The 13,570-nt window shown below is 59.6% G+C and carries 12 protein-coding genes; 9 read left to right on the forward strand and 3 right to left on the reverse strand.

The features are described 5' to 3' along the window. Positions 1–29: 29 nt before the first annotated feature. Positions 30–1,106 (reverse strand): nitronate monooxygenase family protein, encoded by a 1,077-nt coding sequence (locus K5D32_RS03560; protein ID WP_221599262.1) that lies wholly within the window; start codon positions 1,104–1,106, stop codon positions 30–32. A gap of 129 nt (positions 1,107–1,235) precedes the next feature. On the opposite strand from K5D32_RS03560, the gene K5D32_RS03565 reads away from it, so the two are divergent. Both K5D32_RS03565 and K5D32_RS03570 read left to right on the forward strand, forming a co-directional pair. Beyond that, positions 1,236–1,871, forward strand: coding sequence for a TetR/AcrR family transcriptional regulator (locus K5D32_RS03565; protein WP_221599263.1), 636 nt, complete (start codon positions 1,236–1,238; stop codon positions 1,869–1,871). A 46-nt stretch (positions 1,872–1,917) separates the two neighbouring features. Next, positions 1,918–2,901, forward strand: a complete 984-nt coding sequence (locus K5D32_RS03570; RefSeq protein ID WP_221599264.1) for an MDR family oxidoreductase — start codon at positions 1,918–1,920, stop codon at positions 2,899–2,901. On the opposite strand, the gene K5D32_RS03575 is transcribed toward K5D32_RS03570, so the two are convergent. Together K5D32_RS03575 and K5D32_RS03580 are read right to left on the reverse strand one after the other, a co-directional pair. Beyond that, positions 2,862–3,341 (reverse strand): RES family NAD+ phosphorylase, encoded by a 480-nt coding sequence (locus K5D32_RS03575; RefSeq protein WP_221576330.1) that lies wholly within the window; start codon positions 3,339–3,341, stop codon positions 2,862–2,864. The two genes, K5D32_RS03570 and K5D32_RS03575, sit on opposite strands and share 40 nt — an antisense overlap. Continuing rightward, the gene (locus K5D32_RS03580; protein WP_221576329.1) at positions 3,341–3,793 is read right to left on the reverse strand and encodes an antitoxin Xre/MbcA/ParS toxin-binding domain-containing protein; all 453 of its coding nucleotides are present in this window, start codon (positions 3,791–3,793) and stop codon (positions 3,341–3,343) included. The genes K5D32_RS03575 and K5D32_RS03580 overlap by 1 nt, the downstream gene beginning before the upstream one ends. A 560-nt stretch (positions 3,794–4,353) precedes the next feature. On the opposite strand from K5D32_RS03580, the gene K5D32_RS03585 reads away from it, so the two are divergent. Genes K5D32_RS03585 through K5D32_RS03615 form a run of 7 tightly spaced genes read left to right on the forward strand, consistent with a single transcriptional unit; the run spans position 4,354 to position 13,570 of the window. Next, complete coding sequence (locus K5D32_RS03585) at positions 4,354–4,746, forward strand: cupin domain-containing protein (protein ID WP_221599265.1); 393 nt, start codon at positions 4,354–4,356, stop codon at positions 4,744–4,746. Then, on the forward strand, positions 4,739–6,238 hold the full coding sequence (locus tag K5D32_RS03590) for a methionine--tRNA ligase (RefSeq protein WP_221599266.1): 1,500 nt from the start codon (positions 4,739–4,741) through the stop codon (positions 6,236–6,238). Before K5D32_RS03585 ends, K5D32_RS03590 begins: the two co-directional genes overlap by 8 nt. A gap of 14 nt (positions 6,239–6,252) precedes the next feature. Beyond that, positions 6,253–7,395 carry an FAD-binding oxidoreductase gene (locus K5D32_RS03595; protein ID WP_221599267.1) on the forward strand — a complete coding sequence of 381 codons (1,143 nt, stop codon included), beginning with the start codon at positions 6,253–6,255 and terminating at the stop codon, positions 7,393–7,395. Next, the gene (locus K5D32_RS03600; protein WP_221593099.1) at positions 7,392–8,378 is read left to right on the forward strand and encodes an ABC transporter substrate-binding protein; all 987 of its coding nucleotides are present in this window, start codon (positions 7,392–7,394) and stop codon (positions 8,376–8,378) included. Before K5D32_RS03595 ends, K5D32_RS03600 begins: the two co-directional genes overlap by 4 nt. A gap of 56 nt (positions 8,379–8,434) precedes the next feature. Continuing rightward, positions 8,435–9,751, forward strand: a complete 1,317-nt coding sequence (locus K5D32_RS03605; RefSeq protein ID WP_221593100.1) for a SidA/IucD/PvdA family monooxygenase — start codon at positions 8,435–8,437, stop codon at positions 9,749–9,751. A gap of 10 nt (positions 9,752–9,761) precedes the next feature. Next, complete coding sequence (gene sbnB / locus K5D32_RS03610; protein ID WP_221599268.1) at positions 9,762–11,771, forward strand: 2,3-diaminopropionate biosynthesis protein SbnB; 2,010 nt, start codon at positions 9,762–9,764, stop codon at positions 11,769–11,771. 5 nt (positions 11,772–11,776) lie between these two features. Beyond that, entirely contained in the window at positions 11,777–13,570 is a 1,794-nt protein-coding gene (locus K5D32_RS03615) for an FAD/NAD(P)-binding protein (protein ID WP_221599269.1), read from the forward strand.

Genomic DNA, 13,570 nt, shown 5'->3' on the forward strand with positions numbered 1-13,570 from the left:
CGATGGCGCATTCCCATGGAAGCGCTGTTTCACTTACCGGAGAGTATTTTCAGCGCATTATCAGCCAGTTGCCGGGTCAGTTCGGCTGCCGACAGCTCATGCTTGATGCCTACAGCCTGGCCTGCCCACAGGTTCATGAAGTCGCCGTTACCCTGTGGCTCGGCTTTGGCACGAAGGGGGATCAACGCACCGCCAGCCAGAGGGAAGGCGGGCGCAAGAGGGCTCATGGGGCCGATTTCGCTCATGATCCGGTTGACGATGCCCCGTGCCGGGCGACCCGTGAAGATGTTGGTCAATGCCGTCTGGCTGTCCGTGGCGCTGCGCAAGGCCTGATGATGCGGCTTGCTGACCTTGGCTTCGGGGCAGAACAGATAAGCCGTGCCCACTTGCACCGCCGATGCGCCAAGAATGAAGGCCGCTGCGACGCTTCGACCTTCTGCAATACCGCCCGCAGCAATGACCGGTACGCTGACGGCATTGGCAATTTGCGGGATCAGGGCAAAAGTACCGACCTGGGTATGGAGTTGCTCGCTGAGGAACATGCCGCGATGGCCGCCTGCTTCATAGCCCATGGCAATAATCGCGTCGCAGCCGTTGCGCTCAAGCCATATGGCTTCTTCCACTGTCGTGGCCGAAGAAATGATTTTGGCGCCGGTCGCCCGGACTCTGTCCTGCAAGGCGCGTTCAGGAAGACCGAAATGGAAGCTCACCACTTCAGGTTTCAGGGCTTCGACTAATGCGCAGTTATCGGCATCGAAAGGTGCCCGGCTCGAAACCGGTGTGGGTGCATCGTAATCGGCACCCAGTTCCTGATAGTAAGGCTGTAGCGCTTCTTTCCAGCGTGCGTCCCGCTCAGAATCGGCAGCAGGCGGCGTATGGCAGAAGAAGTTCAGGTTCAGCGGTGCCTGGCTGTATTGGCGGATCAGCGCCACTTCTTCGCGGATCTGCTCCGGGCTCAGCATGGCACAGGGCAGCGATGCCAGTCCGCCAGCATTCCCGACGGCAATCGCCATGGCCGATCCCGTGGCTCCGGCCATAGGCGCTTGCAGGATGGGCAGGGTGATGGAGAGCAGATCAAGGATGCGGTTGTCAGGCCATGAACTCATGCCAGGGGCTCCATATCGAAGGCAGTAAAACTGCTATTGAGCGCGCAGCCATCGCCTTTGGCAACCCTTCAGGCGGATGGTGGCTCACATGGATTTGACTTTAGAGACGGTCGGTCTAATATTGCCGCCATGACGACATTATCCGATAAGCCCAGACGCCCCGGTCGCCCACCCAAGGTGGACCGTGAGAACCTGGAAACCCGCGAAGCCCTGATTCGCCGAGGCCTTGAGGTCCTGACCGAGCAGGGCTACATGGCCACGGGCATCGATTACATCCTCAAGGAAGTGGGTGTGCCCAAAGGCTCCTTCTATCACTATTTTGCCAGCAAGGAAGTCTTTGGCCGTGCGGTACTGGATAGTTACGCCAGTTACTTTGCCCGCCGCCTGGATCGCTGGTTGCTGGATGAGTCCCTGTCGCCGCTGGAGCGGCTGGTGGGTTTCGTGCAGAGCGCCAAGCATGGCATGGCGCGCCATGATTATCGACGCGGTTGCATGGTGGGCAATTTAGGTCAGGAAATCAGTGTTTTACCTGAGTCTTTTCGCGTTCAGCTTGAAGATATTCTTCAGGGTTGGCAGGCCAGACTCGCCCATTGTCTGAAAGCAGCCCAGCAGGCTGGCGAGCTGGCCAGGGATGCGGATTGCAATGAGCTGGCAGCTTTTTTCTGGATCGGCTGGGAAGGCGCGGTGCTGCGTGCTCGGCTGGTCAAAAGCGACAAACCCTTGAATATCTTTATTGCGGGCTTTCTTCGCGGCTTGCCGCAATGATTGCTCGGGCCTATTTAAAGACGATCGGTCTAAATTGGAGGTGCATATGTTCAAAGGCATTTTGATCAACAAGGACGAGCAGGGATACCGCGCCAGCCTGGCCGATATCGATGAAGCCTCGCTGCCGCCGGGCGATGTCACGGTGCAGGTGTCCAGCAGCACGCTCAACTACAAGGATGCCCTGGCTATCACCGGTTCCAGCCCGGTGGTGCGCAGTTTTCCCATGGTGCCGGGGATCGATCTGGCGGGAACGGTCGAAAGCAGCGAGTCGCCGGAATTCAAGGTGGGCGATCAGGTCCTGCTCAATGGCTGGGGCGTGGGCGAAGCACATTGGGGTGGTCTGGCTGCCAAGGCTCGGCTCAAGAGCCAGTGGCTGATTCCGCTGCCCGAAGCGTTCACACCCGCCCAGGCCATGGCCATCGGCACGGCGGGTTATACCGCGATGCTGGCGGTGATTGCCTTGCAGAAACATGGCTTGACGCCGGACAGTGGTGACGTGCTGGTAACCGGTGCCAACGGTGGCGTGGGCAGCTTTGCGGTGGCCATTCTGGCAAGGCTCGGTTACCGGGTGGTGGCTTCGACGGGGCGTGCTGCGGAAAGTGAGTACCTGAAGCAACTGGGCGCTGCGCAGATCATTGATCGAGCCACCTTGTCCGAACCCGGTCGCCCGCTGGCCAAAGAGCAGTGGGCGGCAGCCATCGATTCGGTCGGCAGCCACACGCTGGCCAATGTCTGTGCCGGCATTCGCTATCGCGGCATAGTTGCAGCCTGCGGTCTGGCCCAGGGCATGGAGTTTCCGGGATCGGTCGCGCCGTTCATCCTGCGCGGCGTAACCCTGGCCGGGATCGACAGCGTCAATCGCCCGCGAGTCGACCGCCTGGAAGCCTGGGGGCGGCTGGCCACTGATCTGGATGTTTCGCTGTTAACGCTGATCAGCCGTGAAATCGGATTGAGCGAAGTCATCGACATAGCGCCACAACTGATTGCCGGTCAGGTGAGGGGAAGAGTGGTGGTGGATATCAACCGCTGATTAAGAGTGAAGTCCGTGACCTCCATAATCTCGATCCGCTGCGCTGCCGGATGCAGCGGATTGAGCATGATGTTGCGGGCCTGAGGCAGGGCCGAGGACGGTACGATCAGCCCTAGCTGCTGACCACGCCTGAGCCAGGCCGTACCGAAATCCATACTCTGGATATCGGCAGGATTGCTGGCCCATGCCTCGCCAAGTTCTTGCAGGTCGGGTTCGCAGTAAAGCTGCGGCTCGTCCGGCAGCTTCACGCGCACGAGTTTCAGTGCGATGCGTGGCACTTCGGTGCAATGGATAACCGCTTCCAGCGCGCAGATTGCTGCGGTCATGCCGAAATACAGGGCTTTGTGCTCCGGGTGATTCCAGCGCCCGCCAAACAGCGCTGCACCCTGGCCGCTCAGGTCTGTAGCGAACGGTGCCGTGGTGATTCTCCAGGCGTGCATCAGACAACACCGCCATAGGCGAGAGCCGCGAGGGCGCGGCGTACTTGCTGGGCACCGATCTCTGTCTCACACAAACGCAGTGGATGCTGATCACCCAATGCTGCATTGGCGGTCAGCATCCACTGGCTGGCGCGTTCGGGTGTCTCGAATATGTCCATGGCCTGGGTGGCAATCATGGCGATCCGGTCAAGGCGCTCTGAGGCGATCCGGTCCAGCGGCTGTTGTTGGCGTTGACGCCGTTCCAGGGTGGAAGTCGAGGCATTGAGCAATTCTTCAAGGTGTTCATTACTGAGCCTGAATGCCTCGCGAACCGAGCGTATCCAGCCGGGTGCAAAGCCTGAATGGATATTGCTCAGACGTTCGCTTTCGCTGCGTTTGCTGACCTGATTTGCAAGGAGCCAGAATTCGGCACCGGATTCGGTGCTGCGAAGAGAAACTGCGGGGGTGTACATCAGAATGCCTGTTTTTGCCGTAAGAAAACGTTCAAAAAACTAGCGCAAACGGGACATTCATCAAGTTGAAAGTTGTTACTGCCGATTGCCCTAAGTCACGGGTGCAGACTTCAAATCAAAAAAAAAGCCATCGCACTCACGTGTGATGGCTTAAAAAGATCTAACCAAAGGACTGATGAAGTGGAGCAAGTATTCAGGCCTGCGATGCGGTTTCGCAGGCTATCCACATGTTCGTTTCATCGCCGGCAACGGTAACACTGCTTTGATGCATTCAATTATCAGCAACAATGATAGTGATTATCATTGTTAGCCCCTTGCGCGCCAATGCCTTGTAGCGTCTGCCATGCCGCTGTTTTTTGTTTGAAATGAAATGCTTTGAATTAAGTTCTCGACTGGTTGTAAGAAATATTTCTCGGAAAAACGGGTTTCAGATCATTTGAAAGCCTTATATACAGCCATCCAGAAAATCGATTCTGCACGCCTGACTTATCAGGCGATCCGATAGCCAACGATTTTCACCAAATCCATGCTTTGTCCCTCTACAACGCACGGGTTTGAGCATGGAAAAGTTCGATATTCACCGTAAAACCAACTTCGACGCCCTGGTCAATGAATACGGGCTTGATGGCAGCCGTTTGCTGCCATGGGATGGTTATCCGATGCCATTCGCCGGCGGTTGGTGCGTAGTACGTCCCGGCACCCGCAGTGAAGCCCACACCCAGATCGATCAGGAAATCTTCATCGCCATCAAGGGGCGTTCCAGGCTGGTCGTAGGGGAGCGGGAAATGGAATTTGCCGTGGGTGACATTGCGGCAATCCCCAAACATACCAATCACTACGTCATCAACGATTCCGATGAGGACTTTCATTTCTATGTGGTCTGGTGGGACATGAACTACGTGAATGCCTTCGTCGAGCAACACAACGAGACGACGGGGTGCCTCAATGGCTAAGTTCATTGTGACCATCACGCCGCCCACGCCCAACGGTGACCTGCACATCGGCCATATTGCCGGGCCGTTTCTGGCGGCGGATGTATTCACCCGCGTCCAGCGCCAGCGCGGCCATGATTGCGTGCTGGTTTCCTACTCGGACGACTATCAGTCCTACATGTTGCGCAAGGGCATGGAGTTGGGTGTCGATCCGGTGGAACTGGCCAATCGCAACTCGGACCGCATCGAGGCGTCACTGGCGGCCATCAACATCAAGCCCGACAACTGGATGCGTCCTTACCGGAACCCGTGGTTCGAGCAGGCAGTTGGCGAGGTGTTCGGCAAGGTTCGCAAGTCCGGCTTCATCGAGTTTCGCGATGCCGAGGAGCCGTATTGCCCGGACTGTCGAGTGTGGGGCTATGAAGCCTTTGCCAGGGGCAATTGCAACTATTGCGGCGCCGAATCCGACGCCAGCCAGTGCGAAAACTGTGCTCAGGCGCCTGATGCTGCGTTGATGACCGAGCTGCACTGCAAGCTGTGCAAGCAGCCGTCGCAATGGAAATCCACCCATCGTGCCTTTATGAAGCTGGCAGCGTTCAAGCCGGTTCTGCGCGACAGGTTGCTGAGCCGAAAATGGCGCAAGCCGCTGGATAACTGGCTGCGCGACACCGTTGAAAACCTGCATGACTGGGGCGTGACGCGTCCTGAAGATGGCGGGCTCGATCTTGAGGCCGATGGCTCCTGCCGGGTGCATACCTGGTTCATGGGGCTGGCCGGTTACATGGCGGCTTTTCGCGAGTATGCGGATCAGGCCGGACGTCCAGAACTGTTCCGCCAGTACTGGCAATCGGGGCAGGGGACGCTGGTGCATTTTCTGGGTTTCGACTGCGTATTCAGCCATGCCATCGTTTACCCGGCGCAGCTTTCTGCAATGGATGACATCAAGGTCAACCAGCGTTTCATTCCCAATCAGTTTCTCAAACTCGACGGCCTGAACCTGTCCACCAGCCGCAATCACGCCATCTGGGTCGGGGATCTGGCCCGCGAGGCCTGCGCAGACAGTGCTCGCTTGTATCTGGCCAGCATCGCGCCTGAAGAAAGCGAAGGCGATTTCCGTTTGCAGCACTTCCTGCAATGGCGTCAGCGCGTATTCAACGAGTTTTTCCCGGCCTTGCTGGAGGCTGGGCAGCGCTGCGATGACTGCTGGTGGAGCGGCGTCTGCGGCCAGGACGCCGGTTTGCTGGAGGCGCTGCGCTTGCAATGGATCAAGGCGTCGGACCCCGAACACTTCTCGATGAAAGGCATGGCGCAGGTGCTGCTGGATGTGATCGCCATCACTGCTGCGCGCCTTGCCGAAGGACGCTCGGTGATTCACCTGGCGGCGTTCCTGGCGGTGATCGGCAAGGCGCTGATCCCGCAGATGTCGGCGCACATCGTCACGGCATTCAAGCTGCCCGAAGCGCGGGTCAACGCCACGGTCATGTCCGGCTCGGCCGCTGAATACTCTATCTGAGCAGGAACATCTCGATGTTCATCGATTATGAAATTGCGGTGATCGGCGCTGGCATCGTAGGTGCCAGCATTGCCGCAAAACTGAGCAGTACGGGTGTTTCCGTGGCGCTGATCGACAAGGGCACTGCCGGTGCCCTGGGTTCTAGCGGCTATTCCGGCGGGCTGGTGCGGCTATACGACACCGACCCGCTGTTGATGGAGCTGGCGGCGTATTCCATCGGTTTGATGGATGAGGGCATCTTCGCCACGACGTACTCCAACGCCTTGCGCCGCACCGGCATGATCTATCGCGCCGCGCCGGATCAACTGGAAAACATCTGGAGCGCGATCCGCCAACACGCCAAGGTACGTTACCCGATGCATCTGGTCGGCACCCACGAGCTGGATGGCGTGCATTATCCCCATTGTCACAAGGACGCACGGGTCAATCTGTTCGAGCCCCGTGCCAGTGTTGGGAATGTGCGTCAGGCCGTGGCCCTGTTGAGTAATGTGGTCCGCCAGTACGGGTTGTTGCTGGAGCACAGTGAAGTCAGGTCCATCGACTGCCGTTCCAGTCATGACGTCCGCATCGAACTGGGCAGCGCCACCTTGCGCTGCCGGGCGGTGGTGATTGCCGCTGGAGCCTGGAGTCCGGATCTGCTGCCAGGCATGGACTTCGGACTTGAAACCCGCTCGATCCCTCTGGCACGAGTGATGACCGAAAGCACCTGGTTGATGCCGGTGATCGATGCCGTCACCCAGGCTTACGGCATTCCCCTGACCCGTAATATCGTCCAGACCGGCTGTGGCCTGCGAGAGGCGGGTGCCTGGCCTGAAAGCCTGGCCCTGCCTGATGAGCGTCATGCTCTGGACGCCAGCCAGCGGGTGCAGCAACTGTCGGCCTCCACCGGCCTGATCAGCGTGCTGGATGTACTGCCGGGCTTTGACAGCTACAGCCCGGATGGCAGGCCGCTGGTTGGGTTTTGCGGTGAGCACAGCCCGATTTACATGGCCACCGGGATGTCCGGGCTTGGTTTCAAGTTTGCGCCAGCGATTGCGCAGATAGCTTTCGATCAGTTGCGCAGCCATCTGGCGGGGCAGGCGTTGAGCGGTGACTGGTCGGCCCTGTCGCCAGCCCGCGCCCGCAATGACTCCGCCGACTCGAGCGTGCAGCCATGATCTCAGTACAGAGGCCCCGAGCTCTGCGGGTTGGCGTGAGTGCGTTGTTCGACCCCAATGACACGCCTCATGCACGAACCTTTCTGCGGGCGCTGGCTGTAGCCCGCAACTTCATTGCCGGGCTGGACCGGGTGGAGTGGCGTTTTCTCGATGATGGCGCCAATGCCGCACGGGGGGCCGAGGTTGCGCGACAAATGATCGACTGGGAGGTCGATCTGGTGGTCGGGCATTTCTCTTCCGATGCCGCGCTGAGTGCCGCGCCACTCTATCAGCAGGCGGGAATCCCCTTGTTGACGCCTGCCGCGACCATTGACTGCCTGACTCTGGAACATCCCAACGTCTTTCGCTTTTGCCCGTCGGATCGGCAACTGGCCAGTGATCTGCTGGCCTGGCTGAAAACCCGAGACTGGCAGGTTCTGCATATCGATGCCGACGACAGCGCCCACGGCGAGGCATTGGCCAGTGCCATCGCCGTTGCAGCCAGACAGGCTGGGCTGCGCCAGGTTCTCGAGCCCGATCAGGCCCAGGTGGAAGTCTTCGCCGGACGCTTGCAGGCCAGTCGCGAGCACTGGCTTGCACGACGCCAGTCGGGCAGTACGCGACCTCTGGTGCTCACCGACGACGCCGCATCGCCTTATCTGGGCAATGCGCAGGCTGATGACCGCGACACCTATGTCATCGGTTTCGGTGTAGCCGGCCTGGCTGAAGAGCCGGAAAGCTCTTCGGGTCAGGCAATGGACTTTCATCAGCAACTGTACGGTGCAATGCCGCAAACCTATTACCGCGAAAGCCTGCTGATGTTTTACGTGCTTGGGGTATTGGCCAACAGCACCTTGCGCAAAGCCGAACTGTCGGCCGCCTTGAGCAACACCATTTTCAACACGCCGCTGGGCCTTGTCAGTTTCGACCGGGGCGAATGCCGGGGTGCGTTCAACAGTGTCTGGAAACTGGGCGAGGGAGGGCTCGCTCCCGTTACCGAATAACGCAACACGTCTATCTGCTTACTGCCATTTACTCCAGTTCTAAGGATGGTTATTTAATGGGTAACTTAGCACCACACACGTTTAATACCGATGCGGTCTGTATTGGTTTCGGGCCTGCTGGTATTGCACTTTCCTGTGTGTTTGAAGATGCACGGGAAGTGGATGACCCGCTGGCGAACCTGACAGTCCGTTATCTTGAAGCCGCGCCGGATACTCAATGGCATCGCGAACTTCTGCTGGCCGGGACCGATATCAATCACCATGTCTTTCGCGATCTGGTAACGCCGCGCAATCCCCGCAGCCGCTTTTCATTCGCCATGTACCTGAAAAGCCAGGGCCGCATGTTCGACTTCGGTCTGCTGGGTCGCCCGGCCAGCCGCCATGAATGGTCGGACTATCTCGCCTGGGTTTCCCGGCAAGTCGACAGCTACACCCGCTTCAATGCGCCCGTCACTGAAATCCTGCCGGTCATTCGTGACGGTCGTTTGTGCGAGGTGCAGGTCAAGACGCCGGATGCCAGCTTTAACACGCGCAATATCGTGCTCTCCAGCGGCAGTGCGCCAAGAGTTCCGGTGGAGTTCCAGGCGCTGCTTGGCCCGACGCTGTTCCATACCTCGCAGTTTCTCACCCGCCTGAAAGCCTTTGGCGACAGGCTGCCCAAGCGCTGGCTGGTGCTGGGTTCCGGGCAAAGCGCCAGTGAGTCAGTGCTGGAACTGACCGGTCGCGACAGCAGCCTTGAGGTGCATTCGGTCCATCGCTCCGCAGGCTTCAAACTGACCCAGCTGGGCCAGTTCCCCAACCGGGTTTTTGCCCCGGATCATGTGGACTATTTCCATGACTTGAGCCCTGCTGCACGCCACCGTTTTCTCGACTGGAGCCGGTCGACCAACTACGCCGGTATCGATCCGGATGAGAGCCAGAAACTGTTCTCGATGATCTATGAAGACACCATTGTCGGTCGCAAGCGTCTGCAGACCTATGGCTACCGGGTCATTTCCCAGGTGGAAAAGATCGACCAGGGCTATCGCGTGGCATTGACCGACACCTTCAGCCAGCGCACCGAAGTGCTGGAAGTGGACGTGATCGTGCTGGGCACGGGCTACCAGCAGTATCTGATCCCGCCGTTGCTGAGCAACTTGCAGCCCTGGCTCAAGGCTGATGTGGACGGTGGGCTGGTCATCGACAGGGATTACAACGTCGCCACTCAGGGCGAGTGCGACGTGAGCGTGTGGGTCAACGGGCTTTCCGAGCGTACCCACGGCATCAGTGACAGCCAGTCGTTTTCCTTGATGGCGTTGCGCGCCGAGCGCATCGCCAATGCCCTTGGACAAACCCTCGACTCCCTGGCCGATGCCCCGCTCCTGACACAGTGAAGTGATCCTCATGTACGACAATATCTGCGATATCGTTCACGACCAGACCTTTCTCAAGGTCGCAGGTCTGGGGCAAGATTTTTTCCTGAAAATGGAATCGCTCAACCCGGCAGGCTCCATCAAACTCAAGACCGCCGTGGGCCTGGTAGATGATCTTCAGGCCCGCGGCCTGATCGGCCCGGACACCATTCTGATCGAGTCTTCGTCCGGCAACCTGGGTGTGGCCCTGGCGATGATCTGTGCCGAGCGCTCCATCAGGTTCACCTGTGTGGTAGACCCCAACAGTTCCAACCACAACATCCGCATGATGCGCACTTATGGCGCCGAGGTGATTCAGGTCGATACACCGGACGCCAATGGTGGCTTTCTGGGCACGCGGATTGCCCTGATCCGCGACAAGGTCAACAGCGATGCGCGCTATGTCTGGCTCAACCAGTATGAAAATGCGGCCAACCCCCGAGCCCATGCCCGCACGACGGCGCGTTCCATCGGCCGACATTTCGGGCATGTGGATTACCTGTTCGTGGGGGCTGGCACCACCGGCACCCTGATGGGCTGCGTGCAGTATTTCCAGCGTCATCACCCCACGACCAAGATCATTGCCGTGGACAGTGTCGGCTCGGTGACTTTCAACACACCCGCCAGTCGGCGTTTCATTCCGGGGCTGGGCACCAGCCAGCGACCGCCGATTTTCAACGCCGAAGGCATTCATGCCCTGGAAATGGTGCCCGAATCGCGCACCGTTGCCATGTGCCGGGTATTGGCCCGCAGCAAAGGCTTGCTGGTCGGTGGTTCGACCGCCACGGTGATAGCGGCCGTGCATGCCTGGCGCGAACGCATCGAGCCGGGCTCGGTGGTGGTGGCGCTGTCGCCGGACTGGGGCGAGCGCTATCTGGACACGATCTACGACGATCAATGGGTCGAGCAGCGTTTTGGCAGCGAAGTGCTAAGCCTGACCCTGGCGGACATGCCGATCGTACCCGAGTGGACCACTTATCTGGCCGCCGAACGCCTGCGCCAGACGCCGTTTCATGTGGTGGATGGCGAAGCGGTGGCACGGATTCTGGCGGACGATCCGCAGGCCTGCATCGACGATGTGCAACGGGCGTATCTGGAGCATGAAGCGGGGCGCTCCATCAATCCTGACAGTTACTTTCTGCGCTTTCCCCAGGCACCGGCCAATCGCATCATCGCCTTGCCGGCCAGCCTGTCGGGTGAGCAGCCGGTCAGTGGCATCAAGTGGATTTCCAGCTTTCCCGGCAATATCGACACGGGCTTGCAGCGTGCCTCGGCGGTGCTGATCCTTAACGATCCGCTGACCGGCTACGCCTTCGCGTGTCTTGAAGCTTCGCGCATCAGCGCCATGCGGACAGCGGCTTCGGCCGTTCTGGGGGCGCGCTGGTTGAACCGGCAGCAACGCAGCGTCCGGCGAATTGCCTTTATCGGCGCAGGGTTCATTGCCCGCACGATTCTGGACATGTTCGTCAGCGATGGCTGGGCGATGGATGAAGTCAGCGTGTTCGACAAACATGTGGAATCGGCACTGGCCTTGATTGAACACGCTTCAAGCCGTCATCAACTGACCAGCCACCCTGCGGATCTGGAAAGCAGCCTGCAGGCCGATGTGGTGGTGTTTGCGACAACGGCACCGAGCCCTTATGTGGACGATTATCCGTTCCGTCCCGAGCAGGTCATCCTCAATATCTCGTTGCGTGACCTGGGGCCAAAGGTCATTGCCAGCGCCAACAACATCCTCGATGACGTGGAGCACTGTCTCAAGGCCCAGACTTCGCCGGATCTTGCGGTGCAGCAGTATCAGGATCGCTCGTTTATCACCGGTACTCTGGCGCAACTGATGCTGGGCCAGATCGATCTGAAGCCGGACCGGGCGACGATCTTTTCGCCGTTCGGGCTTGGTGTGCTGGATCTGGCCGTGGGGCAGCGGGTGTATCAGCAGGCGATCACCGACTGCACGGCATTGTCTGTACCCCGATTCTTCTTTGAATCGAATCGGTGGTGACGGTCATGCAGACTCTTTCCATCGAGCGTTTTGTTGATGATTCCGTTCCTGTTGCCGAGCCTGAGACACGCAAGATCGCCATTATCGGTATGGGCTCCAGAGGGCTGAGCATTCTCGAGCAACTGATTGGCACGGCTCGCCATGACCGGGAGCAACACTGGCTGATCGAAGTGTTCGACCCGCAAGCGCCCGGCAGCGGCCTGCACCTGGCCGAGCAGCCGGACTACCTGATGCTCAACACCATGGCCGGGCAGCTTTCGGCGTTTTCCAGTGCCTTTCCCGTTTGTGAGCCAGCGGGCATGACATTCCTGCAATGGTGTACAGCCCATGGCGTGCGTCTGGATGAACGTGGCCACATCAGTGACGACGAGCATGCCCGGCCCATCGAGTTTGGGGATTTCGTGCCGCGCAAGTTGCTGGGTCGCTATCTTCAGGACAGCTATCGGTTCCTGCTGGAACAGTGCCCGGCCCATGTTCAGGTGCGGCATTGTGCGCAAGAGGTGATCGCTTGTCAGCCATTGCCGGATGCGCCGGGCTTTCGCTTGCAGACCGCCAATGGCCGACCGTTCACGACCGAGGCGGTTTTTCTCACCAGCGGGCATGTGCCTGAAATGTGCGCAGAACAGGCAACAGGTGAACGCGTTGCCATCGAAGGTCTGGGGCTGACTGCCATGGACACCGTGGCGGCTTTGACTCAGGGACGAGGCGGGCGCTACGAGCGTGACGCGGGCTTTGCTGGCTGGCGTTATCTGCCATCAGGGCGCGAGCCGCAGATCTACCTGTTTTCCCGTTCGGGGCTGGCGTTCCATGCCCGACCGCAATGGAGCCCGGCCAGCGGTGCGACATTGCCCAGGCTGTTTTTCACGGCCCAGGCCATCGAAACCTTGCGGCAACAGAGCGCGACCGGGCAACTGGATTTCCAGCGGGACATCCTGCCGCTGATCGAAGACGAAATGCGCGGGGTGTTCTATCAGGCAAGAGTTCGGCTCGAAGCCCCCGAGCAACTTGCGTCTTTCCAGCAACGGCTGCGGGACGCGGATGAGCCTCAGGTTCGGGACAGGCTATTCGCTCGTCTGGCCGGAGAGTGGGGCGAATTCGAGCCTGAGCAATGGCTGCCAACCCGACGCTGGGCGGGGCAGGCCGACGATTACAGCCAGTGGTATCGCGACTGGATCGAGCATGACCTGGCGCTCAGCCGTCGAGGTGCGGCGCAAAGCCCGGTCAAGCAGGCGCTGGAAGTCTGGCGCGATTATCGTGACCTGCTACGAATGCTGGTGGACCGCAACGGGCTGACGCCAGCCTCGACCCTTGAGTTCTATGGCACCTGGGCCGGGCTTTCAAACCGGCTGGTCGGCGGCCCGCAAAAAGAGCGTTACGAAGACCTGCTGGCCTTGATGGATGCCGGTGTGGTCCAGGTATTGCCGCCGATGGAGAAGGCAGGCTGTTCTGATTTCGGCAGGGTCATCAATGCCCGGGTCCCCCATAGCGGCCTGTCCCGCAACCCTCAGGGCTTGATCGGCGATTTGCAGCGTCAGGGGCTGGTTCGCGCTGCCCATGCCTATCCCGCCGACGGCATCGAGACGGACAGCGTCGGTCGTGCCTTGAGCGCCGATTGTTCTGCGCAGCAAAGGCTCTGGGTGCTGGGGCCTGCTGTCGAGGGCTGCACCTTCTACAACCATTACGTTCCCACGCCGGACCCGAGCTGCCGAGCGCTTATTGAAGCGCGACTGGCTGTCGAGTCCTGCATGAGTGAATTGGGCGTTAAAGCCTCAACTGTCACCCGCCACATTATTTATTGA

This window comes from Pseudomonas cichorii (genome assembly GCF_019719005.1).
Taxonomy (GTDB): domain Bacteria; phylum Pseudomonadota; class Gammaproteobacteria; order Pseudomonadales; family Pseudomonadaceae; genus Aquipseudomonas; species Aquipseudomonas cichorii_E.